Here is a 26,001-nt window from a genome sequence, read left to right as displayed (position 1 = left end):
CCCTCCTGTCAGACACGCGGCACGATCCGCTGGACCGTGGCGTTGCTGTTTGCGCCGATGAAAAAAGCATTGATGGAATTGCGCAGCAGCGTCGCCCGCGGCGCGGATGTCATCGGTGCGCCCAATATCGTTACCTGGCTGGCTTGAATCACAGGCGTGGGGGCTGCCGCATAATAGGTCGCGCGGTTGAGCACGGCATTGGGCACGCCCTGCACGGGCACCATCCGCGTGGCCGGCATCGGCGGAGTGCCCGGCCCTGCGACACTCACCTGCTGCGGGATCGCCATCGTGGCGCCGCGCGAGTTCATGATGTCGGTGGTGCCGATGCGGTGGTAGAAGACCGGGATGTCGAGGGTCAGATAATCGACCCCCGCTTCCGTCAGCGCCAGCGACAGGAAGCGTGGAAGCTCCGTGTTCGCACCCTGCGCATAATTATTATATTCGTCGCGGATGAAGCGTTCGAGGACGACGTCGATCCCCTGCTGCAAGGTCAGGGCCGGATCCAACCCGGTGATCAGGGCCCGGATGAGCAGATTTTTGAAGGTAGACGTGGGATAAGGCAGGCAGCGCACGGTGACATTGGCGAGACGCGCGAACCAGCCGTTGAAATCATTGGCCGCCTGCGCGGCACTCAGCACTGCCATGCCGTCGTTGAAGCCCTCTATGAGGTTCGGCTGGTCGACCGGCACCGTGCGCTGCTGACCCCCGGTCTGAACGCGCCACAGGCGATTCTGGTAATAGAATGTCGGGTACTCTCGCTCCATATAGGCGCCCCCGGCGACATTGCCGTTCGCGACCCGCCAGAGTGAATCCTGTCCTTCGACAGTGATCCCGTTGATGCCGCCGAACCCGCCGAGGAGCAGGGTCTGGGTCACGTCGTTCACCGGTGTGGTCAGACAAATTTCGAGGTCGATCGGATAGGGGTCGCGTCTCATGACGCGCATGTTCTCGACATGCATATCCATCAGCGAAAATGTCCCGGCGAGCGCCGAAAACGCGCCCTCGCGGCGGTAGAAATCGCGGATGATCTCGGCTTGGTTCTCGGAGTTGAAAAGCAGATAATCGCTGCTAGCCCACGGGTAATAGCCGAACACCGAACTCGACGTTCCGGAAATGTCATTGTCGAGATACTCGATATACCCGTAACAGTCGCGGATCGGCATCGGGTTCGCCACCGGCACTGCCGAGAGATAGTTGCGGGGCAGCAGGCGGTAGGTCTTGAGCGGCAGGCCGGTGAAGTTCGGATTGCCGGCCTTAATCGTTGCCAGCCGGGCATTATAGATTTCGACCAGCGAACTCGCCATGAACACCGTTGGGTGTAGCACACGGTTTATCACCGTGCTGTCGCCCACGATCAGGCAGTCCGCCTCAAGGTCGGAAGGTTTGTAGATCGTTTTCAGCTTGCTCGGGGTGGCTGACCTAGCTGGCGACGTTATGTTGAACGTCAGGATCAGAACCTGCTTGCCGCCTTTGTGGAAATCCGAACCGGTGGATTTGATCCGCGCCAACGTATCAATGGTAAGTTGCGGGTCGAGATCGATGTAAAAATTCTGCAGCGCCAAGCGGTCGGAATAAATTCGGTCGCAGGCCTGTTTGACATTGGCCATGAAGTTCTGCGCCAGCTGCTGGATGGCGGTGGCGGAGGCTGGGATGGCGGCGCGGAACGCGTTAATATTGTTCGTGAAATTTAACGGTACTGCATCGAATATCTCGTTGTCGAAATATTGTGCGTAGGTATAACCATTTCCCGGTGGTACCTGAAATGCCGCCGTCATCCGTATATCGAGCGCAGGACAGGCGTAGAAATCCAGGATCTCGGCCAGCTCCTGCAGAAGATTGGATGAGGTGAGGGCCGGCTGGCAGAAGGCATAAGATGCCGCGCCAAGCCCGCCCGGCGCCACCGCATTCAGCGTCGTATTGAAATACAGATGGGCTGCATCCAGATAGTCTACATACAGAGCCGCCCGCCGTGCGGCGTCAGGCTCTAGCACCACGCCCAGTGTGGTCAGATGAGCAGAGAGCTGGGCAAAATCCATCCTTTCAGTCCCCTGCAGATATGTATTAGAGAACGATGTTCCTAATCCGGCGTGCTGGTCCTACGCATATTCTGTCGCAGCCGCTTCACGCAGGCAGGGCAGCGCAAAAATTGCGGATACGCAAACGGTGATTTGTCACGCGAATCCTCATTCCAAACTGTCGCAATCTATCCGTTACTTGGCAATGCAAATTCGTCATTGCATCTTATTTCCATATACCGCGTGATTCTAGCGGGTTGGCGATTACTCAGGCCGATAGGAAAGCCCATTTTATCGATATCAGAGCCTTTCGTTTCGCCGTGTTTGTCCACTTGGGATGAGGATTACATTACGCGGACCGATATTTACGCCAGCAATATTTCGCGCGATTTTCCACGTTATCAAAGCGATTGGCGCGATGAGAAACGGGCTCGATCAAGCCCATGTTGTCAGGTGGGCGGCTGCGCACGACCTGCCTGATGAGGTGATATACGCGGTCCGGTATATTGCGTTGGGCGGCGCGGTGGGGCGAATGCCCGCCCGATACTCTCCGCCCCGTGAGGGTGCGCGGCTATCCCACGCAGGGCGCAATAGTGTCCTGGTGATCCCGATCAATGACCTGGTGGTGATGACGGCGCGCCGGAAAGACAGCCGGAAACGTCGCCGAGCGCCGGCGTAATCGACAGCGGGTCGGTCACTGACACGAAATGGTGGGGTTTGCGGCTATGGCGCGAGCGAAAGGCGAAGGGTGCAAGCACCGATATCGTCACCTCACCTGCGGCTTTATTGTTTCCTCCTCGTCCAAACCGAGGACAGGCAGGATCGCGACAGGGCAGGGACCGCGGTAATCATCAAACGCTCAGATACGACAAAGGGCTTCCAGCTTTTGCCGCGGCACTGGTGGACAAGGCGCATTCGCATCGCTCGGCGTCGCCGCCTCACCGAAGGCCGGCAATGATGCCCAAAGGCGCACACGCGTTAGCAAATATCGCAGCATCCGAATGCTCACCTGCCAAAGTCGCAGGTTCCAACTCGTTGAAAAGCTTTTGAGGCGGGCCCTCCAATTGATGTCATTGCGCAACATGATCACCCGGCGCCCAGGTGCGCCGAAATTGTTCTATGACGGGCGAAAACTACTTTATATTGCCTTGGATTGCCGTTTACATCATTCCAGTCGATATATTCTATTCGATACCGAGTCGCCCGAAAAAGAGAGGACGCATCTCGTCATGGAATTCCTCAGTGCTGAGCAAAACGACAGGTTTGCAGCTACCAACCAGCGTTTTGGCCTAGGGGCTGCGGATTTTTCTGCACAGCTGAGCGCGGACGAGTTTGCGGCTCTGCCGCAGACCCGGGTCATGGCGAGCACTGGAAAGTCGGATTTCCCGTCCCACGTAGTTGCTGTCGGCTCGATCCAGGAACTGCGTGCGCTGGTGGGCAATGATGATACGGCCGTTGCCACGCCGCTATTGGGGCAGGAGCCGCATTATCCCGAACCGCTCAGCGACGCCGAACTCGCCGGCTTCAAAGGCCTCGCGGCAACTTCACTCAAACCGGAGATCTCGGCGGAACTTGCCGACCGCATCACCAAGGCAGCGGAAGCCTATGTCTTGGGCGATCCCGCGAAGGTTGAGAGTTATGTTGAAGCCATCAACGCGCTGAAATTCCCCGGTCGTGCCGTGGTGTTCAGCGGCGACACGCTGGAGATACCTGCCGGGGCAACGCATGTCCTGACCGGCGACGATCCAGTTCTGCTGAATTATGGCCATATCAGTATCGCCCCCGGCGGATCGCTGCGCATCGAAACCGAGTTCTTCATCAACGCGCAGATGTTTACCCACACCCCGGCGCTTCAGGCGATGGACGATGCGTTGGGGGACAGTCCCGCCGCCATCTACATCACCGGTGCGCCATGGACCGAACCGGCCGCGATCGGTGCCGTTGGCGATCCAGCACCGGTACAGACCGGCACCGGCACGAATGGCGCTTCCCATTACGATGGTGGCTCGTGCAAGAATGTTTGCGACACACAGCCCACGAACGGACCCACGGGCAACAATGGCGGTACCGGAAAGACTGGAACGCAAGGCGCGCCTGGCCGCCCCTCTCCGGCTGGACCGGCCAGGCTTGGCATCCTCACCCAGCCCCTCACCGTGTATCTGGGCGGCGGTAACGGCCAGAAGGGCGGCCAAGGCGGCCCGGGTGCGCCGGGCGGGGCGGGTGGTTCGCCCGGCTCGGCCGCTACGGGATGCAATAACTCGGTCAGCCAGGGGGCGCAGGGTAAAGGCGGGCAAGGTGGGGTCGGCGGCGTCGGTGGGCCGGGCGGCGTCAGCGGATTTGTCTCGATCTATTACACGTGGACAGGGCCAGGCCAAGGTGTCACCGTAACGGTCGCCACGGTCGATGGCGGCGATGGCGGCGATCCAGGGGTCGCCGGCGCTAGCGCCAGCGGGGATCTCGGGCCAGGTTCACAGGGCGGGCGCGGCGCCCAGGGTGCCGTGCCGCAATTCGCCCTTTACAACGAAGCGTGAATTCGTCGCACCGCCGCGCTGCCCGCGTCCGGCCGAGCAAACCACGCGGTGAGCAACCGGTTGTTGCAGCATAATTTTAGGGATGCCGAACTCTTCGCATTTCCCACCCGATCGGGCCGCAACGGACCAGCCTGGCCCACAATCGTTGGTGGATCTGATCGACGGGATGGCCGCCGCGTCCGCGCGTGAGGCACTCGTTTTCCTCAATGTCCGCGGGGAAGTATCGGAGAGCGTCACCTATGGCGTCCTGCGTACTGGCGCGAGGCGGCTCGCGGCGAATCTGCGGCGCCATATGCTGCCAGGCCAAGCGGTGCTGCTCGCGGTCGAGACCCAGGCCGATTTTGTCTTCGGTTTCTGCGGTGCGACCCTGGCGGGTGTCATTCCCGCTCCCGTGGCACCGCTGCGCCGCAAGGCCAATGCGCCGGAGGTGCAGAGGATCCTGCGGATATTGCTCAGAGACGGGATTGAATATGTGATCGTCGACCGCGGCGAGGCTGACCGCGCCCGCGCGATTCTTGCCGAAGCCGGATTGGGCGCGGTGACAGTATTGGACATAGGCGCGTTACGGGATGGTCCCGGCGGTATGTTCGAACCGGCGGCACCTGACCCCGAGGCGATCGCCTACCTGCAATACACATCCGGCTCCACCGCCAGCCCCAAGGGGGTGGTGCTGCGCCACCGCAACGTTCTGGCCAATCTGCGTTTTATGGAATCGGTGTTTGCCCGCACGGAACCGGTGCGGGTGGCCAGCTGGCTTCCTCTGCATCACGATATGGGTCTGGTCGGCCATCTCTTCACCATCCTCTACGAGCGCGGCTTCGGGGTGTTTATGCCGCCGGCGGGGTTTTTGGCCGACCCCGGACTCTGGCTTGGCGCCGTGCATCGCTACCGCGCCAACCTCTCAGCCGCTCCTAACTTCGCGCTGGAGTATTGCGTGCGCAAGGCCAGGCCCGACCCCGCCTGGGACCTCAGCTGCTGGAAATATATTTATATTGGCTCGGAGACCGTGAGCCTGCCGGTTTTGAAAGGCTTCGCCGAAAGGTTCGGTGACAACGGCGTAGCCGAGGCGGCGCTGCGCCCGGTTTACGGCCTTGCGGAGGCAACTTTGCTTGCCGCCGGTGGCGCAGCGGGGCTGGCGGACCTGGTGCCGCGTATCGAGAGCCACGGACCCCAGGCGCGTCAGCTGCTGCCCTATTTTCTGCACGATGGGCTCGCCATAAGCATTCGCAACCCGCACAACGGTTCGGAACTGCCCGCGGGCGAGAGCGGAGAAATCTGGATCGAAGGTGACTCGGTAAGCCCCGGCTATTTTGGCGCCCTGCCTGACCAAGAGTCCGGTCGGCTAGCCACTGGAGACCTCGGCTTTCTGCGCGACGGCGCCCTCTATGTCACCGGGCGGCTGAAGGAAATCGTGGTCATTCGTGGCCAGAACCATACCGTCGAGGATATCGAGCTCGTGGCTGTCGACGGTATTTGCGGGCATGCGCCGCATCACCGCACCGCTTGCGCTGCGGATATCGGTGCGCGATCAGAGTATCTTGTCGTTTTCCAGGAGGTGGCACGGCATTTGCCACTAGACCAGGCGCGCGCGATCCATGCCCGCATCACCGCCAATATCACGGAAACGTTTGGCGTCGCGCCCGCCGAAGTGGTGCTGCTGCCGGCCGGGCTGCTGCCGCGCACGCCCAACAATAAAATCGCCCGCGCCGAGTGTCTGCGCCGCTACCGCGCCGGCGAGCTGCGCACGCTACATGTCCTGAGCGGTCCACCTGCGGCCGAAGCCCAGACCCGGGCCCCGGCCGACCCGGTCGTCATCGTCGGCATGGCTTGCCGCTTCCCCGGCGCGGATAACCCCGAACAATTCTGGCAAAACCTCGCCGCCGGCACCGATTCCATCACCGAGGTTCCCGCTACGCGGTGGGACAATGACCTGTTCTACGACGCACACCCGGCTGTGCCTGGCAAGGTCAACACGAAATGGGGGGGCTTCCTCGCAGATATATCACATTTCGATCCCGAATTTTTCGGCATCTCCACCCTCGAAGCCCCCGAGATCGACCCGCAGCAGCGCTTGCTGCTGGAGACCTCGTATCGGTTGCTGGAAGATGCGGGTTGGAAGAAGCAGCGCCTGGTCGGCAGCGCCACGGGCGTTTTCGTCGGCATTTCCACCAACGATTATCTCTATTCCAAAATCAAGCTGAGCCCGGGCATGACCAGTTTCAATGCTTATGCCGGCCTGGGCAACGCCAACAGTATCGCCGCCAACCGGCTGAGCTACGTGTATGATCTGCGTGGGCCCAGTATCGCGGTCGACACCGCCTGCTCCTCCTCGCTTACCGCCTTCCACCTCGGCGCACAGGCCATCCTCGCCGGCGAATGCGATCAGGCCATCGTCGGCGGCGTCAACGCCACCCTTTCGCCTGGCCCGACCATCACCCTCAGCCAGTTCGGCATGATGGCGCCCGACGGCCGGTGCAAGAGTTTCGATGCGCGGGCAGATGGTTATGTACGCGCCGAAGGCTGCGGCCTGGTCATGCTCAAGCGGCAATCGGCGGCACTTGCAGATGGCGACCGGATCCTCGCCGTGCTGGAAGCTTCGGTGACTGGGCAGGATGGCGCAAGTGCCGGCATCACCTACCCCAACGGCGCCGCCCAGCAGGCATTGATCGCTCGCGCCCTGGGCCGTGCCGGACTGGAGGGAGGCGAAATCAGTTATATGGAGGCGCACGGCACCGGCACGGCGGCAGGTGATCCGGTGGAAGTTGAGGCGCTGAAGGCGTTTTACGGCACCGGCGCGGACTGCGCGCTGGGTTCGGTCAAAGCCAATATCGGCCATCTCGAAGCCGCCGCCGGAATAGCCAGCGTGATCAAAGTGCTGCTGATGCTGCGGCACCGTGAAATGCCGCCACAGATCAATCTGCACGAGATCAACCCGAAACTCGGTCTGGCAGGCACAGGTTTGCGTATCCCGCGCGCCCGTGCCGCGTGGGCAGCGGAGGGCCGGCGCCGTGCCGCGATCAGCTCGTTCGGTTTCGGTGGCGCTCTGGCGCATGTACTGCTGGTCGAGCCATTGGAGCCGCCAGTTGCTCAGCCGACCGCCGATTTCTCAGCGGGCGATCCGCATCCCCTTGTCGTCTCCGGTGCCACGCCCGGCGGATTGCGTGCCCAGCTCAATGCTATGGCGGACTGGCTCGAAAGTCATCCCAGACTGAGCTATCGCGACATCTGCCACAGTCAGGCCGCCTGTCGATCCGACTTGCGGTATCGCAGCGCGGTTCTCGCTACCTCGCGCAAGGGGGCGGCCGAGCGTATTGCCTCCCTGCTGCAGACCGAACGGGCGCCCAATCCCGCGCGCAACGATGTGGCCACGGCTTTCCTGTTTACCGGCCAGGGCGAGCATTATCTTCACATGGGGCGCGAACTCTACCGCCGCTTCGTCCTCTTCCGCCAAGAATTCGATCGCTGCGCCGCGGTCATCGACCGCCCCAGCCATGCGCACACACTGTCCCAGCTTGCCTTCGAGGTCGAGGATACGCGCGAATGGGCCGACATATTGATGCAGCCCATTTTGTTCGCCGTCCAACATGCGCTCTCTCAGCTGCTGCTGGCCTGCGGCGTAGCCCCCGGCATGCTCATCGGCCACAGCCTTGGCGAATATGCGGCGGCCAGCCTTGCCGGCTGCCTCGCCCCGGAGGATGCCATGCGCATCCTGCACCGCCGTGGTGAGTTGATGTGCGCATTGCCCGGCGGCAATTTCATGGCCGTTATCTTTGCCGCGCGCAGCCTGGTGGAGCCGGAGCTGGACCAGGCAAAAGCCCAGGTCGCGGCGGTCAACAGCCCAGGCAAAACCGTTATCTCCGGCAACGGCCATGAGGTCGACCGGGTTCGGCTACTGTTCGAGCAGCGCGGGCATGAAGGGTATTTCCTGAAAACCGGCCAAGCCTATCACAGCCATATCATGGACCCGATCCTCGAGGATTTTCGCGCCAGCCTCGCGGCCTACAAGTTCGTTCCGCCGCAGCGCCCCTGGATCTCCACCCTAACCGGCCGGCTGATGACGGCGGCGCCGGACGCCGGCCATTGGGTTGAACATCTGCGGCGGCCGGTTCTGTTTTCTCCAGCCCTCGCCAGCCTTGGCGATACGGAGTTCGATTTTATCGAAGTCGGCCCAGGCGCGAGCGGGCTGGCTGGGGCGCGCGAAACCTTGCAGCGCAGGGACGCCCTGTATCTGCGCACGCTCAACCCGAGGAAAGGCGAGCGCACCGAAAGTTACTTTCTGCTCGAAGCCCTTTGTCGCCTGTATGAGCGCGGCGCTCCGGTAGATTGGTCGCCAATATTGTCCGGTACCGCTCGGCCTGACCTGCTGCCGCGCCAGGTGCTTGAACGAAAGCCCTATTGGATCAAGGGTTTTACGGCCAAGGATCTTTCGGCCTTCGCGCCCGATGCGAAACCGGCCGCCAAGCCGGGCCAAAACTGGCATTATACGCTGCGCTGGCGCGAGGCCGGCGGTGTCGCCGCCTCGGAGCAGGGCTACAATCGTGCGCCCCACTGGTTGCTGGTGGCAGCTCCTGGTCCACTCACAGAAGCCATTATCGCTTCGGCAAAAAAGCGCGGCGAGCCGCTCTTCTGGGTGAATAGCGCCAAGCCGGTGCCTGATTGGTCCAGAACTCTGGGACGAATTTTCAATCTTAAAAGCCGTTCAGGCGAAAAATCCTGGAAACTTCTGTATCTAGACGAGCCGGGCGGGGCGGAAACACCGATCGATGCGGCGCAGACGCGCATTTTCGGACGGCTTTTCCCGCTGCTGCGGTCGTTGCACGGGCAAGGCGTTGCCTGCCCGGTGTGGATTGTCACGCAAAACAGCCAGAAGGTGAAGGAAGACGAGGCGCTGAATCTGGCCGCCGCCCCACTCTGGGGTTTCGCCAAGACCTTGTTTCTGGAACATCCCGAATGGCGCGGCGGGCAGATCGACCTTTCCGCCTCCGATCCGGCGCCCGAGACGGCCCGGCAGCTGCTGGATAAGATGCTCACCCCGGCTTTCGAAGCCTGCATCGCCTTGCGCGGTTCGGCGCAATACGTTCAAGAGCTTCAACCCGCGCCATTGTCCGCCGCCGTTTGTAACGATTTTCGCGGCGACGGCGCCTTCATCGTTACCGGCGGGCTAGGGGGGCTGGGCCTCGCTACAGCGGAATGGATAGTGCGCAAAGGCGGGCGGCATCTTATCCTGCTCGGCCGCACAGCGCCGAAAGACGAGGTGCGGGAGCGGATCGCGATCTTGCAAGCGGCGGGGGCGAAGGTCGAGACGCGTGCGATGGATATACGCGACAGCGCCGCGTTAGCCGCTTTGTTCGCGGAGCTGGATGCGGCGGGTGTGCCGGTCCGCGGCATAGTCCATGCCGCGGGAGAAAACTGGTTCGGAAAAGTACTCGCGTTGAACCCCGCGCGGTTCCTCGAAACCTTGCGCACCAAGGTCGGTGCCGCCTGGGAGCTGCACCTTCAAACCGCACAGCGCGATCTCGACTGCTTTATCCTTTTTTCCTCGGTTTCCGCTCTCTGGGGCTCGGTCGAGCTGAGCCACTACACCGCCGCCAACCATTTCCTGGATGCACTCAGCCTCCACCGCGCACAGCGGGGGCTGCCCAGTCTCTCGATCGATTGGGGCCCTTGGGCCGAGGCCGGCATGAGCGCCAACCCGGCCGACCAAGCGGTGCTGGAAAAACTCGGCTTTGCGCTGATGCCGCCCGCACCTGCCCTGACAGCTCTTGAGGCGGCGATGGCTGCCGATCGGCCGCTGAGCCTGATTGCCGACATCGATTGGGAGCGTTTTCAGCTCTTCATCGATTTCTGCCCGCAGCCCTCGCTGTTTACCGCGGTTGCGGTGCGTCACGAGCGTACCGAGATGGCCCGCCCCGGCCGGCTCGACGCCATTCTCGCCGCCTCGCCCGAGGGGGCGCGAGAGCTGATCGAAAAAGCGGTACGAATGGAGCTGCGCGCAGTCACCCTGATCGAATCAAGTTTCACCATTGATGCCGAGCAGCGCTTCAATTTCATCGGCATGGACTCGCTAATGGCCTTGTCGTTCGCCGCGGCACTCGAAACCTATTTTCGGATCGAACTACCCAGCACGCTGACCTATAATTATCCCACCATCCGAGCGGTGACGGATTTTATAGCGGCGCAGCTGCGCGGGCAACTAGGGGCTTTGCCATCTGCGCCAGCCGCGCCCCAAAACCGCTGGTTCAGTTCGCTGTCAGCGACCTCGACCGGGGGCCCTGTTCTCTTTTGCCTGCCCTTCGCCGGCTCCGGCGCCTCCGCCTTCACCGGGCTGGCCCAGGCGCTTGGCGATACGGCGGAAGTCATCGGCGTTCAGACGCCAGGACGCGAGGACCATGCCGGCGCGCCTGCCTTCCGCCGGATGGATGCGCTGATTGGCGCCCTTGCCCCACTTCTTCCATGCGAAAATCCATTTTACCTCTACGGCCACAGCATGGGAGCCGCCATTGCCGTCGAACTGGCACTGGCCCTGCAACGCCTCGGTCGGCCGCAGCCAGTTGGGCTGATCGTGTCCGGTGCCCACCCGCCCGGTGAGCGCCGCCAGCTCGCCGTCCATGATCTGCCGGAGGAAGAATTCATCCAGCAGGTGCTGCGGACCTACGCCAGCCCACACGAGCCTGAAGCGCGCGCCCAAGCACTGGCGAAACTCCAGCCGCTGCTGCGCGCCGACCTCGAGCTTTTCGAAACTCACCAAGCGTCGATGGGCCAGCTCGACGTGCCGGTCGCTGCCCTCTACGCCCGTCAGGATCCGATGGTCGACGCCGAGGCCATGCGCGGCTGGGCGAGCTTCTCAACAGGCGATTTCCTGTTCTGCAACCTTGATGGCACGCACCAGCTCGTCACCGACGCCCCGCAGGATCTGGCCAAGGCGATCCGGCGGGCGATGGCGTCTTTCCGGCCGTGACCAGACCCTGGTACAATATCCTCGGGGGCCGCTACCCCGGCAGCGAGCCGTGCTTCTATGACAGCGCGGCGCTGCCCTGGACGAAAGTGCTGGAGGACAATTGGGAAGTGATGCGCGACGAGCTGATCGCGCTGATGGAGGCCCGGCCTGCCCAAGTGCGCCCCTATTTCATCAACCACGCTATGTCGTTCCCGCCGCGGCAGTGGAAGACCATGGGCCTGTCTTTCTGGCGGTTTACCATGCATGCCAACTGCAGGCGCTGCCCCGAGACGATGCGGATATTGAAAACCATTCCAGGGGTGACTTCGTGCTCACTGAGCATTCTTGAACCGGGCGCGAACATCAATCCGCATCAAGGCGACACAGATGCGATCATACGGTGCCACCTCGGCCTCGTGATCCCCGCTGGCCTGCCGGATTGCGGTTTTCAGGTCGGACCGGACATCCGCGCATGGGAACAAGGCAAAGCCTTGCCCTTTTGCGATGCCCAAACCCACACCGCATGGAACCATAGCCAAGCTCGCCGGCTGATCATGATCGTCGATGTCATCCGCCCCGAATTCCGCCCACAGCAGAACTGGGTCTGCGCCCACGTTCTCGCCTCATCAGTCATCCAGATGACCTACCAATCCGCCCCATTCCTCAACAATTGGCCGGGCTTCGTAAAACGCGCCCTCTACTCAGCCATCCGCATCGCCATCCACGCCTACCTGCCCCTACAACGCCGGTTCCGATGAAACAGAAAGCTAGTTGGTAAAGTAGGAGGTGGTCCGCCCCAGTCATCTCCGGTGCTTATCAATCCGAAAAAGGGCGGTGTCGTGAAAAGTAGCCATGACGCCAGATATTTATGGCTTCACGACCTAGAGGAACCGCGGAATTGACAAGGCCGCTAGCCCTGACGACGACCGGTGTGGCCGCCTCATCGCCGGTCGGCCTAGCCGACTCTGCTTTGCAGCTTCTAGGTGGAGCCGGACAGAGGCCGCGGGCCCACTATTTGGCTTCCGTCTAGCCCGTTCAACCAGTCGTACGTATTGATAGATGGCAGTGCGGCGCGGTTACCTGTGCACAATGGCCATCCGCCTGCGCATCGCCCCCCAGCGATCGGTTTCGTCCTTCCGTCCGGGTGCCTCCGCCCCATTCAGCCAATAGTCGAACCAGTCGATCGCCCGAGTATAGACCGCGAGCCGGTGTGCAGGTTGCCATTTGACGTGATGCTCGTTCGGGAAGACATAGAGGTCGACCGGACGGTCCAGCTCGCGCAGCGCCGTGACGCTCTGCAACGCGACCCAAAATTCGTCGTCCGATACCTGCGCGAGGAGCGGCGCGTGGATATCCCGGGCGTTTCGGGAGACGGAGAAGCTACGCCAGAAGTCCTGGGCGGTCGTGTCGTCGTCGACGGTCCGGGGATAGCCCATCTGGTGGAACTGCCGCGCCGCCATCGGACCGACCCGGAGCGGCAGGCTGGTATCCCAGCAGCAGCTGCTCATCGCGAAAGCCGAGAACAGCTTGCTGTGGAGCAGCGCATACTGGACTGTGGACGCGCCGTCGCTCAACCCGGTGATCCCGATCCGCCTGGGGTCTGCGATGCCGCGATCGATCGCTAGCCGCACCGGGCTCTCGATCGCCTCGAGCACGCTGCGCCGGTCGGCAAAGTCCTTGAGGTTGATCCTTTCGGCCTCAGGGGTGTCCGTGGTGGACTTGAAGCCGACCGAGCGCGGCCGATCGAAGCTCAGCACCGCGAAGCCCCGATTGGCGAAGGCCTGGATCGGATAGTCGTCGCCGGTCCCGCCGCGCAGGAAGCCGCGCGAGTTGTATTGCACGACGACCAGCGGATAGCGCCTGCCGGGCACATAGCCGACCGGCAGGACGAGGTCGGCGAAGGATTCCATGCCGAAGCTGTTGCGCGAGTGCAGCCGCTCGACCCGGCCCAGCTTGAGGCTCGCGAACTCGGGGTTCGGGTCGAACAACAGCGTGCGTCGTCCGCTGGCCGGGTCGAGCTGCTCGAGCCGCCGGGGCTGGAGCGATCCCTCGCGCAGGCAAATGAGCGTCGCATCCGTCGGTACGCAGCCAAGGAAAAGGTCCTCGGTCGCATAGAGCCGGCGCACGCCGGGCGTGCCCGGCTTCCACTCGTAGATCGCAGTGACGCTGTTGGCCCAGCCTTCGCGGCGAACGAAGCGGACTGTGCCACCGACCCACCAGGGCTGGTTCGCCTCGCCGCATTCGGGCGCACTGCACGACAGCCTACGTCCGCGCCTCGTCACCACCAGCCGGCCTGGCGAGGAATAGAGCGTCCTGGCCGGGACCTGCAGCCATGCCCGGTCGCCCACCGCGGAAGTCGCCTCGCTCCAGCTGCCCTCCTGCATCGCGCCCTTGTCGAGCAGCGCGGCCTCCCCGGGCGTCGCCGGACGCACCGCCCGGCTGGCCAGGTCGAGATACCATGCCGCCCGCGCGATCGGCGCCAACGGGAACGGACGATTGCTCGCCGCCGGCACGAAGCGGTCGTCATAGTGGAAGCCCGACAGCCCCTCCTTGTCGATCGCGGCCGACGCATCGCGCAGACCCGGCTTGGTCGCATAGACGAGGCCCATGCCGTCGGCGGCAACCCGGAAGTCGTCCACGTCGTCGACGCTGTCCGTGACGGCTTCGCTGCCGCTGCCGTCCGCCCGGGCGCGCCACAGCTGCACGCCGCCGCGGTCGCGGCGGCGATAGACGATCCATTTGCCGTCGGGCGACCAGCGCGGCGTGATCGGGTCGGCGAAGCCGCTCGGGAAGCTCGCGACGCCGCGCGCATCGAAGCGAAGCCGGATGAAATCCCCGCCGCGATCGACCATGCGCACGGCGCCGGTACCAAGGTCCACCACCAGCATCGCCAGGCAAAAGCCGTTGGTGGCGGGATCGCCGCGCCGGAGCTGGAACGCGGCGTGTCGGCCGTCCGGCGAAACCGAGAACAGCCCCTCGTCCTGCTGGTTGGGATCGACCGGCCCGATGTCGCGCAGGCGCGCCAGATCCTCCGGCACGAGATTGCGGGCGGGCAATTTTGCCCCGGACGGCACCAGGTCGGTGCAGTCCGGGGCGGCCCACGCCGCCGCCGGGGCGAGGAGCGAGGCGGCGACGGCGAGCGCCATGCGAAGGCTCACCATTGCTTGGTCACCGAGAAGCTGACGAAGCGCCCGATCGGCGACTGGTTGGTCGAATCGAAGGGGATGGACGAGGCCGAGGAGTTGCGGATCGGGTCGGGCTGCTCGCCCAGCAGGTTCTGCAGATTGAGCCGGAATTCCAGGTTGGCAAGCGGGCCGTGCTCTATGGCGGGGCGAAACGCCGCGCTCAGGTCGACCGTGGTGAAGGCACCGATCGTCTCGACCTGGGGGAAGCGATTGTCGAGGGTGCTGCCGACATAGTTCACCGAGGCCGAAACCTGATATTCGCGGCCCTGCCAGCTCGCCGAGCCATGGGCCCGGAAATGCGGCGGGGTGAAGATCAGGCCCGCACGCCCCTCATAGGGCTGGCCGGCGACGGGCTGACGCTTGCCGTCGAGATAGCTGGCGGACGCGGCCAGCTGGAGCTGGCTGCCGCCCCTGAGCGCCGTGCTATAGTCGATCGCGAGATCGACGCCGCGGGCGTGCTCGCGCGCGGTGTTGCGCAGGCTGGAATCCACTACCGCTGCGACCTGCGCCGGGTCATAGGCTTGGCTGCTCTGGTTATCGAGGCCGAGCGGCGCCTGCGCGATCAGCTCCTGCAGAAGGGAGGTGCTGGGGGCGAAGGTAACGAAGTCTGCGGCGACCGGGTTGGTCAGCGCCGTCGTGAAATCGCTCACCGCCTCGGCGATCCGGCCGCGATAGTCGATGTCGAACCAGCTCGCCTCGATGCGCAGGCCCTTCAGGAAGCGCGGTTTGAACTCGACCGACAGCGTTGAGCTGGTCGCCCGCTCGGCGCGCAGGTCGGGATTGCCGCCGGCCAGGAGCAGCACGGTCGAGCCTGGAGGCAGCCCCGGGACGGGCTGCGGCGAGAACTCGCTCTCGTCCAGCAGGATGGCTTCGCGCGACTGGTTGACCTGCTGCAACGTCGGGATCTTGAACGAGCGGCCCCAGCTATATTTGAGGGTGACGTCGGGATGCGGCGCATAGACCAGCCCGAGCTTGGGGGTCGCGACCGCGTTGATCCCCTTATAGTCCTCGTAGCGGACAGCGGCGCTGAGGCGCAGTGCGTCGACCAGCGGCATGCGATTGGCGGCGCCGACCAGCGGCACCGACAGTTCGCCATAGCCAAAGCGGCTTTCCCGCCGCTCGACCGCGTCGCGCATTCCCTGGGTGACGCCGCCGCTGGTCGCCCGGACATTGAACGCGAGCCGGAATCGCCGATAGCCGCCGCCCAAAGCGAGCCGCACGTCGCCGCCCGGCAGGCGAACCAGCGGGCCCTCGGCGCTAGCCTCGAAGTTGGTGAGATAGTCGTCATAGGCGGTGCGACCGTCCAGCAGGGCGCCGCCCGTGTAGCGCATCGCTGTGCTGACGGTGGCACTCTCCCCCTGCGTCGCCTCGAGAATCGCCTCCCAGCCGCCGCCGGGCCGGAGATGCAGTGACGGCGTGATCGCATAGGAGCGCACCACCGGCAGGTTGACCTGGCCGAAATAGGTCGCCGGGTCGGTCACCGAGAAGGCGTTGGTCTTGCGCGCGCGGCGATCGGCGAGCTGGGCGTCGAGCTCCAGCGATGCCCAGCCGGCAAGGTCCTGGTGCGCGGTAAGCACGCCGCTGACCTGCCGCCCGCCGCTCGCTATCATCTGCGAAGGATGAAGGCCGCGCGAATGGTCGCGCTGGTCGGCGTAGACCGGCGTCGTCTTGCTATAGTCGAGCGCGGTCATGAACCCGCCGCCGGTCCAGCGCTTGCCGCCGATCCCGGAATATTGCTGCTGGACGTTGCCGCCTTCGGTCGAGGCGCCGACACGGGCGTTGGTCTGGAGGCCATCATAATCGCGGCGCAGGATGAGGTTGGCGACGCCACCCACGGCGTCCGAGCCGTAGAGGGCGGAGGCTCCGTCGGTGATCACCTCCATGCGGTCGAGCGCCGCCAGGGGGATGACCGAGATATCGACGCCCTGGTTGACGGCATCGTAAGGAAGGCGGTGACCATTGATGAGCGTCAACGTCGCGTCCGAGCCCAGCCCGCGAAGGTTGAGCGTCGTCGAGTTGTTGATGTTGTTGTATCCGCCCTGGTCACCGCCCCCAGCGACCCCGGGGTTTTGCCCTCCGGTGAAATTCTGCGGGATGATCCGCGAAACGCTTGCCATGTCGGGCAGGCCATGTTCCTCCAATCCCCGCCGCGTCAGCGCGATGACCGGCGACGGGCCGCTGGCGCCCCGGATGCGGGTGCCGGTCACCGTGATCGGCGTCTCGAGGGCGCCGTCCTCGGCCGTTTGGAGACGCGCCCGCACGACCAGCGCGCCCGCCTGCTCGTCGACGATGAGCCCGCTGCCGCCGATGGCGAGCCGCACCGCCTGCTCGACGGTGAAGGTGCCATGCACCGCAGGAGATCGCCGGCCGCGCACGTCGCTATCGGCGAACAGGATTTCGCGGCCCCCTTGGCGCGCCAGCGCGCGCAGTGTCGTTGCCAAGTCCTGCGCGGGCAGGTCGAACGCCACAGTCGCCTCCTGCGCACTGGCCGGCAGGATTACCATGCCCGCAGGAGTCGCGGTCGCGGCAAGCAGCGCGGCGCACAGCGCCTTTTTCGAGATCGTCATTCTTCCCTCCCATCGCCGGTTGCTCCGGCATTGAGGGGTTGACGCTGCGCATCGCGAACTACGGGCGGCATTCGAAAATAATTTTCGCGCGACCAACGCCGACCGGACATCGCGGATTCCACTGCTTGACGATGCAATCGTTGGACAAGCTCATCGGCCCCGAAGGACGATCCTGATCGTTGAGCACCCCGATCCATCGGAGTGCCCCCTGAATGTACGAGATCCAACGCGGTGCCGGCCGCAAGCTGCTACTCGTGCATGGTCTCGGCGGGAGCTGGCAGTCGTGGAGCACCGTCATGGAGGCTCTCAGCGCCGAACGGTCGGTGATTGCGATCGACCTCCCCGGCCACGGCGCCACACCGGCGAAACCCGACAGCGGAACCTTCGATGGCCTGGTCGATAGCGTAGAGCGCTATATTGCCGACAACGGACTCGACGGGGTCGACGCCGTCGGTAGCTCGATGGGCGCGCGGATCGTGCTCGAACTTGCTCGGCGTGGCCGTGTCGGCAACGTCGTGGCGCTGGATCCCGGCGGCTTTTGGCACGGTTGGGAGCGCACCTTCTTCAAGACCACCATAGGCGCCTCGGGGCGCCTGCTTCGGGCAATCCGACCCATGTTGCCGATGCTGAGCAAGAACGCCGCGTCGCGCTCCGCGTTGCTGGCGCAACTGTCCGCGCGTCCCTGGGCGCTGGATCCGAAAACCGTCGCGACCGAGCTGGCAAGCCTGAGCACGACAGGGACGTTCGACGCATTGGTCCGCGACCTTGCGAGCGGGCCTGAGCAAGCGGGTCCGGCAGCCGACCTCTCTCGTCGGATCGTGATCGGTTGGGGTCGCCATGATAGGCTGTGCCTGCCGAGGCAGGCCGCGCGGGCAAAGGCCGCCTTTCCCTCCGCCGATCTACACTGGTTCGAGGCCAGCGGACATTTTCCCATGTGGGATCAGCCAGACGAAACGGTTGCCGTGATCCTAGCCGCAACCCAGTGACGTGAGCTCCTTGGCCAGGCCAGGTCGTCAGGTCAGGTCAGGACCGACAGCATGGGGCAGCCCTGAGCAGTCGAAGACGAGACCTGAAGCCACTGGCCGATATTTAGTGTCCCCTACGCTCTCGTCCGCAACTCAGGGAGCATATGTCCATCACCCTCACACCCGCGTTGGACGCCGCCAGCCTGCGTGTCACCTGCGACATCGGGGCCACGCTGACGAGCCCCGCGGACCCCTCGTTCGAGTTCGGCGGCGAAACCTTCATTCATTATATCGCCCTGTCCAACGGCTCACCGCGCGCGCCCTGCCGCCGGTTTCCCCGATGTCGCTGGCGGCCTGCGCAACAGCGGAAGGGAGGCATCGCATCTTTTCGGCCGCACCAGCCGTAACTCGCTGAAGAGGCCCGGCAATCGATCGGGTGATGACGGTCAGGATGCAGCGTGAGGACAGGTGTAAGCGGGCAGGGCCCACGGAATTTTCGTGCGCAAACAAGCGGACACGCATGAGCGAGGTCGTTCAGCTGTCGTCGTTGCTGTCGACCTTCGACTCCTCCGCACCGGCGCTGACGCTGCTGCGCCTGGCGCCGGGCGTCCGCATGATCGGTCCGCCGGTCGAGGGCGTCATCGCGATGCTCGTGATCGCGGGCACCTTGTATCTTGAGATCGGCGGCGCGCCGCCCAGGCTGGTCCGGCAAGGTGAACTGGTGCTGGTGCCGGCCGGCCGCCGGTCCCATCTTGCCGCCTCCGCGCTCACTCAGATGACGATCGATGGGCAGCAATGCCTGGTCCGGCGCGAAGGCTGGCTGGTAGCCGACGCGACCAACGGCCGCGAGCCGGCGCTGATCGTCGGCGCCGGCAGGATTGCCGGTAGCAGTCCGGAAGGGTTGGGCAGCGCGGTCATATCTCCCGTCGTCAAATGCCGTATCGGGAAGCGCATTTTCGCGCTGCTGCGCGCAGAGTGTTTGCAGCGCGACGCGGGGCAGGCGGCGCTGGCGAGTGCGCTGATGAATGCGTGCGTCGTCCAGGGGCTGCGGCGCGCAATCGAGGAGCATCCTGCCAGATCCGCAACGAACTCCGGCGGGCGCGGACCTATCGGCGGCGCGCTTGCCGCGATACGGGCGCGCCCCGGTGCGAGGCATACGGTGGACACCCTTGCCGATGCGGCAGGAATGAGCCGATCGAGCTTCGTGCGACACTTCAAACGCATCATGCGCACAGGACCGGCGGACTATGTGCGCACCGTCCGGCTCGAAGAAGCGCGGGCCATGCTCGATACGACCGACCTGCCGATCAAGACCATCGCATCGCGCGCCGGCTTTCCCAGCCGCAGCCATTTCTCGCGCGCTTTCCGTCAGACATTCGGCCGTGATCCGAGCAGCTATCGCGATCGCGATGCGGAGGGTTGACGGTTCGGCCTCGCCGCCCCGTGCCCACGCGGCTCAAACGTGTGCCCCAGATGGTCAATAAAGCGCCGCTGATTTGAGAGCGAGCGTCAGTTCGATCTCCGGAATCGAACGTATTTCTGCCATTCGTTACGGTAAGATGATCCAACATCAATGTTGCAGGCGATCGCGCCTGCCAAGAGTCCGCGCGGAACGGGCGCCGCTAAAGCTTTGTTTTAACTCCACGATCCGCGGGTCGTCGAAAGTATAATCCCCCTATTCTGGAGAGTTACAATGCCCGGCCTTTCAAACATCTTTGGTAGCGACGACAGCAACAGCAGCAACGATTCGGACGCTTCGGGCGGTATCGTCGGCGATGTCGGCTCGACGCTGGGTCTGGACGTTTCGTCGTCGCAGAACTCCGAATCTACCGATGAGGACGGCAACAGCTCGTCCAATAGCAGCGACAACGCAATCGGCCTCGACACGAGCACCGACGGCCTGCTCGGCGCAGTCGGCGACACGATGAGCGCGAGCGACGAGTCTTCGTCGTAAGGACATCGGATCTGGGGTGGGCGGCTTGCGCCGCTCACCTCATCCTCTTGCAAGTGCAGCACCCCTATGCCGATCTCCGCCAGTCCGCTGATCGACTCGACCAATCGCCTGCTGGGCTGGTCGACGAACGACTTCAGCATGTACGGAGCACTGCCAGCGGCGACCATCGGCGCGCCCGGCGCGGCCCCGCGCCTGTCCGACGGGCTGTCGGTGGCCGCCCCCGCCCAGCCGACGCACGATACGGGCGTCGATGGCGCCAATTCGGCGCCTCTTGCCGATCGCGCTTCCCCTGACGCGATCGTCGATGTTTCTGCCGGTCCCGCGCAGTCGGCGTTTTCCTACCCATCTTCCTCCCCGCTTACGGGCGCCGGCAGTTCCCAGCCCGGCACCGCGCAAGCGCTATTCGCGGATGCCGTCGTCCTTCCGACCGGCGCGGGATCGGCGGCGCCGGTCCTTCCGACCCAGCTCCTGCACGCCGGCGATGGCGCTGCGCCACTCACTGCCTCCGCGTTGAGCGCCCCCGATCTTGGTCTTGCCAGCACCGACACCGCGCTCTCGATGCTTTCGTCGAACCCGGTAGCCGATTTCACCGCGCCCGTCTTCGTGCTCGGCGACGCGGGCGTGGAAGGCCTTGTCGGCACCACGGCCAGTGTCGTGGACGCGCTTAGCCATGTGACGGACACGCTGGGCGACCATCTGGTCGCGGCGACCGGCACCATCGGCGAAGTCCTTCCCGCAGTGAGTGACCTCGCGTCGGGCGATCATCAGATCACTGCGGCGGACGGATTCACCGGCAGCGATCCGGCCGGCGGCGTTACCACGCTCGTCGGCATGGTCGATTCGGCCGACGCTTTCGATCTCGCCCATGTTGGCGCAGAGGCGCCGGTTTTCGGCAGCTCGGGGTCAATCCTTGATTCGCTGGTCGACGACCCGTCCACAGACAGCCTGTTGGGCGATGCCGCCCACCACGCGGACGACAGCGCGTCGGATCATCACGACGACGGAGTTTTGGGGATAATATGAGCCAGGTCGACGGCCCCGCCACAACGCCCGAAGATGTCCGCGAAGCGCAGGAACGCGCGGCCCAGGAGGCTGCTCATGTCATTGCGCTCGACAGCGCCCAGCGCGCGACCGAGCTTGCCAAGGGCGACGAGTTTGCCTCCGCACTTCGGCAATGCAAGCGGCTGATCTGGACCGCGGCGATGTTCAGTGGCGGGGTCAATATCCTGTTCCTCGCCTCCCCGATCTACCTCACCGAAGTCTACAACCGGGTGATCCCGTCGGGAAGCATACCGACGCTGGTATCGCTGAGCATCGGGCTCGTCCTCGCCCTAGGCACCATGGCGATCTTCGATGCCGTGCGGGGCCGGATCCTGATCCGCGCCGCCGCCCGGCTCGATCGCATCCTCGCGCACCGGGTGTTCCAGGCGATCATCGAGCTGTCCGCGACGAACGGGGCAGTTGCGCGCAACGCGAACATGCTGCGCGATCTCGACCAGTTTCGTAGCGCACTGGCGGGACAGGGCGCGCAATTCTTCTTCGACGTGCCGTGGATGCCGCTCTTCCTGATCGTGCTGTTCCTGATCAATCCGATGCTCGGCATGGTCGGCCTCGCCGGCGCGGTAACGCTGCTGGTGATGGCGATCGTCAACAATCGGCTCACGCGGGATTCGGGCGAAGTGGCGCAGGCGGCGGCCACGCGCAGCTATCGCTTCACCGATGCCGTGGCGCGCTATGCCGGGCCGGTTCGGGCCATGGGCATGGAAGATGCGCTCGCCATCCACTGGCATATCGACCGCGAGACGATGATGCGCCGCCAGGCCGAAGGCAGCGATCGCGGCGCCGACATGGGCTCGTCGATCAAGTTCCTGCGGCTGGTCTTGCAAAGCGCGATGATCGGCATCGGCGGCTACCTCGTCATCGAGAATGCGATGCTGCCGGCCAGCATCTTCGCGGCGAACGTGCTGCTCGGACGCGCGCTGGCGCCCCTCGAAGTGGCCGTGACCGGCTGGCGCACGATCGGCAGCGCCGTATCGGCAGGCAAGCGCGTGCAGAAATCGCTCAGCCAGGCGCCGGCGCGCGACACCAAGGTCGAACTGCCCAAGCGCGACGTCGCGATCCATCTGGAGAAAGTGAGCTTCACGCCTCCCGGGGCGCGCCAGCCGGCGCTGCGCGGCATCGACCTCGACATCGCTGCCGGGGAAGTCATCGGCGTGGTCGGTCCAAGCGGGGCCGGCAAGACCTGCCTCGCACGCATGCTCGTCGCGGTGAGCAGCCCCAGCCAGGGTCTTTGCACGATCGGCGGCATCGAGGGGCGGCACTGGACGCCGGAGAACCTCGCCAAGACGGTCGGCTATCTGCCCCAGACCGTCGGCCTGTTCCCCGGTACCATCCGCCAGAACATCGCCCGCTTCACCAAGGCAAGCGACGAGGAAGTGGTCGAGGCCGCGTCGCGCGCGAACGTGCACGACATGATCATGGCATTGCCCGATGGCTACGAGACCCAGATCGACGAAGGCGGCTCAAGCCTGTCGGGCGGACAGCGCCAGCGCATCGGCCTTGCGCGCGCCATGTTCGGCAGTCCCCGCCTGCTGGTGCTCGACGAGCCCAACGCGCACCTCGATGCCGATGGCGAGGAGGCGCTTGCCGCCGCCTTGTCGACGCTCAAATCGGAAGGCTCGACGATCGTGCTGATCGCCCATCGGCTCAATCCGATCGCGCATGTCGATCGGGTGCTGGTGATGTGCAAGGGCGAGCTCCAGCTCGATGGACCCCGCGCGCGGGTGTTCCGCAAGGTCAAGACCGAGCTGGTACGCTCGATCGCTCGCGAGCCGGTGGAGGCGGTATGAAGCTCGACTTTCTCTCCCAGGGCGGTGGCGGCGGCGCCGGTTCTTCGCTGCCGCGCGATGCCATCGAGCGGCGGATGCGCCAGCTCGACATCCGGCCGCTCGACCATGCCGATCGTTCGATCAAGTTCGGTCTCATCGCTGCCGGCGTGTTTCTGCTGATCTTCCTCGCCTTCGCCACGCTGGCGCCGATCTCGGCCGCTGCGATCGCTTCGGGCGAAGTCACGGTGAGCGGGGACAAGATCGTCGTGCAGCCGGTCACGGGCGGCATTGTCACCCAGGTGCTCGTCCGCGAAGGTCAGACGGTCCGGGCGGGGCAAGCGCTCGTCCGCCTCAACGGGGTGCGATCGGGAGCGCAACTGATCCAGGCCCAGGCGCGACGCGACAGCCTCCGGGCGCTGGAAGCCCGGCTGATCGCCGAACGCGATGGCCGCGACGTGCTGCTGTTCCCGGCCGATCTCACCGGGCGCGCCGCGGATCCGCAGGTCGCCAAGGCGCTCACCACCCAGCAGCGCATCTTCGCCCAGCATCTCGCGGTGCTCGGCGCCGATCGAGACACCAGCACGCAGGACCTCGTCGCTGCGCGTGCGACGGTGGAGGCGTCGAGCAAACAGCTGGCGCTCATCAGCGACGAGCTGGAAGACTATCGGATGCTCTATCGCAAGGGCTTCGCCCGAAAGACCACAATACGGTCGCTCGAGCGCACGCAGGCCCAGCTGCGCGCCGACACCGTGGCGGGCGCTGCGACGGTGCGGAAGGCTGAGATTGCGGCAGCGCGGGTCAGCGATGCGCAAGGCCTCGACCTCGCCTCGCAGCTTGGACAGGTCCAGGACCAGCTCGCACAGGTCAGCCCACAGCTCGACGTCACGCGCTATATGGCTGATCAGGACGTGATACGCGCACCCGCCGCCGGCAAGGTGTCCGGAGTCACCGAAATGGGGCCGGGCATGGTCGTCGGCGGCGGGAAGACGCTGATGGAAATCGTGCCGACGGGGCGCTCGCTCATCGTCGAAGTGCGGGTCAAGCCGCAGGATATCGACGATGTCCGCATCGGGCAGGAAGCAACGGTGCGCTTCTCGAGCGTCAACCCGCACGGCCGGACCGCATTCAAGGGCCGCGTCATGACGCTGTCGCCAGCAAGGATCGAGCAGGGCGGCCAATCCTATTACAAGGCGCAGGTCTACCTCGACGATCCGGAGACCCTGCAGCGCGAGGGGCTGGCGCTGCAGCCGGGCATCCCCGCATCGGTGAACATCAAGACCCAGGAACGCACGCTGTTCGACTATCTGATTGCGCCGCTCAGCGACGCGTTCAGCCGCAGCATGCGCGAAGAATAGGAGAGAAAGATGTCTGGTTTGTTGAGCAACATGTTTGGCGACGATGAAGGCCAGGACGCGCAGTCCTCCCAGGAAGCGCAGAGCTATGACGCGTCGGGTGATGCAGGGCTCGACCTGTCTCCGACGGTAAACCTCGGGCACGAGGCGAGCGGAAGCTACGAGAATCTCGATGGCTCGACGACCGAGTGGAGCAGCGATACCGATATCACCGCCACAGTGGACGTGTCTGCCGCATTGGGCGCGGTGGCCGCGTACGAGACAGAGAGCGACGCGAACTGAGCCTTGCGCACGGTCGCCGGCTGATCGGTTACGGCACGGCGATGGCGCACAATCGCGCGGCGCACATCGACGCCGCGTTCCCGGGTGGATCCACAACCGGCAATTGGCGTTATTCGCGAAACGAAGAGGGATGCCTGGATGATCGCCGCCGAAGCCGCCCGGGCGCGCCTGAGCGCCGAACTCGAGCGGGTTGCTCAGGGGGACAAGGCGGCATTACGAACGGTCTACGATCTCACCTCCGCCAAGCTCCTGGGTATCTGCCTACAATTCCTTCCAGACCGCGCGATTGCGGAAGATGTGCTGCAGGAGGTATATCTCAAGGTCTGGCAGGGTGCTGCCACCTTTGATCCGCAGCGGGCTAGCCCCATAACCTGGTTGTGCATGATTGCGCGCAATCGGGCGATAGACTGGCGCAGGGCGTCTGGTCGGTACGAAGCCGTCTTGCAATCGGCGGCCGACGAACTGCCGATCGAAAGCGCCGAAGCCGACACCGACGAGCGGCACCGGCTGCTGCACCAATGCCTCGATATGCTCGAGACGGAACGCCGGGCCTCCATTCGCGCTGCGTTCATGGAGGGCTTCACGTATTCCGAGCTGGCAGCGCGGGCGAGTGTGCCGCTGGGAACGATGAAGAGCTGGGTCCGTCGCGGACTTCTCCAATTACGGAAGTGCATCGAAGATGCCTGAGGACATCCCCCCCGAGGAATTCGACCTGCTGGCGGCGGAACTGGCTTTAGGTCTTCTTGAAGGCGAGGATCGCGTGCGCGCGTTGCGCCTTCGACTTTCGGATCGGTCGTTTCGCATGGCGGTATCGGCATGGCAGGACAGGCTGGCGCCCATGTTCGCAGAAGTGCCGGACGCGGAGCCGCGACCGGATGTATGGTCGCGTGTGGCGGCGCTGCTTGAGGATCGGGCGCCGAACGGCGTGGTCCGGAAACTTCGCGCCTGGCGAATCGGCGCGTTCGCCGCGTCGGCGGTCGCCGCTGGCCTGGCGCTGCTGATTCTCTTCGCGCCGCTTCGCGCGCCGCGCCCCCCACAGCCGGCCCAACCCGTGGCGATTGCGCAGCTGCTAGACAAATCGGGTCAGGCATTGTTGCTGGCTCGGCTCGACGGGGAAAGCGGGAAATTGCGGGTTCAGGCGATTCAGCTGCCCGAGGACGCCCGCGTACCCGAACTATGGGTTATTCCGCCCGGAGGCGCCCCACTTTCGCTGGGCCTAATCGGCCGCAGTGGGAGCAGCGATCTCGCCGCCGACGCTCGCAGCCGCGCGCTGCTGCGGCCGGGCTCGGTGATTGCGGTCACACTCGAGCCGGCCGACGGTGCGCCGCATCGCGCGCCGACGGGCGAGATTCTGGGTTCGGCGCCGCTTACCGCACTGTAACCCG

The 26,001-nt window shown here is 64.6% G+C and carries 15 protein-coding genes; 12 read left to right on the top strand and 3 right to left on the bottom strand.

Translation table 11 applies throughout. The annotated features are described in order from the left end of the window. Positions 1 to 8: 8 nt before the first annotated feature. Positions 9 to 2,036 (bottom strand): DUF4135 domain-containing protein, encoded by a 2,028-nt coding sequence (locus RZN05_RS11850; protein WP_317226813.1) that lies wholly within the window; start codon positions 2,034 to 2,036, stop codon positions 9 to 11. A 1,061-nt stretch (positions 2,037 to 3,097) separates the two neighbouring features. On the opposite strand from RZN05_RS11850, the gene RZN05_RS11845 reads away from it, so the two are divergent. From RZN05_RS11845 to RZN05_RS11835, 3 genes are all read left to right on the top strand, one after another. Beyond that, positions 3,098 to 4,546 carry a hypothetical protein gene (locus tag RZN05_RS11845; protein WP_317226812.1) on the top strand — a complete coding sequence of 483 codons (1,449 nt, stop codon included), beginning with the start codon at positions 3,098 to 3,100 and terminating at the stop codon, positions 4,544 to 4,546. A gap of 148 nt (positions 4,547 to 4,694) precedes the next feature. Continuing rightward, the gene (locus RZN05_RS11840; RefSeq protein ID WP_317226811.1) at positions 4,695 to 11,504 is read left to right on the top strand and encodes an SDR family NAD(P)-dependent oxidoreductase; all 6,810 of its coding nucleotides are present in this window, start codon (positions 4,695 to 4,697) and stop codon (positions 11,502 to 11,504) included. Then, complete coding sequence (locus tag RZN05_RS11835; RefSeq protein ID WP_317226810.1) at positions 11,501 to 12,241, top strand: aspartyl/asparaginyl beta-hydroxylase domain-containing protein; 741 nt, start codon at positions 11,501 to 11,503, stop codon at positions 12,239 to 12,241. Before RZN05_RS11840 ends, RZN05_RS11835 begins: the two co-directional genes overlap by 4 nt. 318 nt (positions 12,242 to 12,559) lie before the next feature. Here RZN05_RS11835 and RZN05_RS11830 read toward each other — a convergent pair whose 3' ends face one another. Continuing rightward, on the bottom strand, positions 12,560 to 14,629 hold the full coding sequence (locus RZN05_RS11830) for an Atxe2 family lasso peptide isopeptidase (RefSeq protein WP_317226809.1): 2,070 nt from the start codon (positions 14,627 to 14,629) through the stop codon (positions 12,560 to 12,562). Between the two features lie 8 nt (positions 14,630 to 14,637). Further along, entirely contained in the window at positions 14,638 to 17,235 is a 2,598-nt protein-coding gene (locus RZN05_RS11825; protein WP_317226808.1) for a TonB-dependent receptor, read from the bottom strand. A gap of 212 nt (positions 17,236 to 17,447) precedes the next feature. On the opposite strand from RZN05_RS11825, the gene RZN05_RS11820 reads away from it, so the two are divergent. The 9 genes from RZN05_RS11820 (at position 17,448) to RZN05_RS11780 (ending at position 25,997) form a co-directional block, all read left to right on the top strand. Beyond that, positions 17,448 to 18,221, top strand: a complete 774-nt coding sequence (locus RZN05_RS11820) for an alpha/beta fold hydrolase (RefSeq protein ID WP_317226807.1) — start codon at positions 17,448 to 17,450, stop codon at positions 18,219 to 18,221. A 499-nt stretch (positions 18,222 to 18,720) separates the two neighbouring features. Beyond that, positions 18,721 to 19,623: an AraC family transcriptional regulator gene (locus tag RZN05_RS11815; protein WP_317226806.1), complete on the top strand. Its 903-nt coding sequence runs from the start codon at positions 18,721 to 18,723 to the stop codon at positions 19,621 to 19,623. A gap of 270 nt (positions 19,624 to 19,893) precedes the next feature. Continuing rightward, a complete protein-coding gene (locus RZN05_RS11810) occupies positions 19,894 to 20,154 on the top strand; it encodes a hypothetical protein (protein ID WP_317226805.1) in 261 nt (86 codons plus the stop codon). 66 nt (positions 20,155 to 20,220) lie between these two features. After that, positions 20,221 to 21,177 carry a hypothetical protein gene (locus RZN05_RS11805; protein ID WP_317226804.1) on the top strand — a complete coding sequence of 319 codons (957 nt, stop codon included), beginning with the start codon at positions 20,221 to 20,223 and terminating at the stop codon, positions 21,175 to 21,177. Next, positions 21,174 to 23,003, top strand: coding sequence for a type I secretion system permease/ATPase (locus RZN05_RS11800; RefSeq protein ID WP_317226803.1), 1,830 nt, complete (start codon positions 21,174 to 21,176; stop codon positions 23,001 to 23,003). Before RZN05_RS11805 ends, RZN05_RS11800 begins: the two co-directional genes overlap by 4 nt. After that, positions 23,000 to 24,337 carry an HlyD family type I secretion periplasmic adaptor subunit gene (locus tag RZN05_RS11795; RefSeq protein ID WP_317226801.1) on the top strand — a complete coding sequence of 446 codons (1,338 nt, stop codon included), beginning with the start codon at positions 23,000 to 23,002 and terminating at the stop codon, positions 24,335 to 24,337. The genes RZN05_RS11800 and RZN05_RS11795 overlap by 4 nt, the downstream gene beginning before the upstream one ends. A gap of 9 nt (positions 24,338 to 24,346) precedes the next feature. Further along, positions 24,347 to 24,616, top strand: a complete 270-nt coding sequence (locus RZN05_RS11790; protein WP_317226800.1) for a hypothetical protein — start codon at positions 24,347 to 24,349, stop codon at positions 24,614 to 24,616. Positions 24,617 to 24,754: 138 nt separating this feature from the next. Further along, complete coding sequence (locus RZN05_RS11785; RefSeq protein ID WP_317226799.1) at positions 24,755 to 25,303, top strand: sigma-70 family RNA polymerase sigma factor; 549 nt, start codon at positions 24,755 to 24,757, stop codon at positions 25,301 to 25,303. Next, positions 25,296 to 25,997, top strand: a complete 702-nt coding sequence (locus tag RZN05_RS11780; RefSeq protein ID WP_317226798.1) for an anti-sigma factor — start codon at positions 25,296 to 25,298, stop codon at positions 25,995 to 25,997. Before RZN05_RS11785 ends, RZN05_RS11780 begins: the two co-directional genes overlap by 8 nt. Positions 25,998 to 26,001 lie beyond the last annotated feature (4 nt).

The sequence above is a fragment of the Sphingomonas sp. HF-S4 genome (genome assembly GCF_032911445.1).
GTDB lineage: Bacteria > Pseudomonadota > Alphaproteobacteria > Sphingomonadales > Sphingomonadaceae > Sphingomonas > Sphingomonas agrestis.
This window is presented reverse-complemented; position numbering and strand designations above follow the sequence as displayed.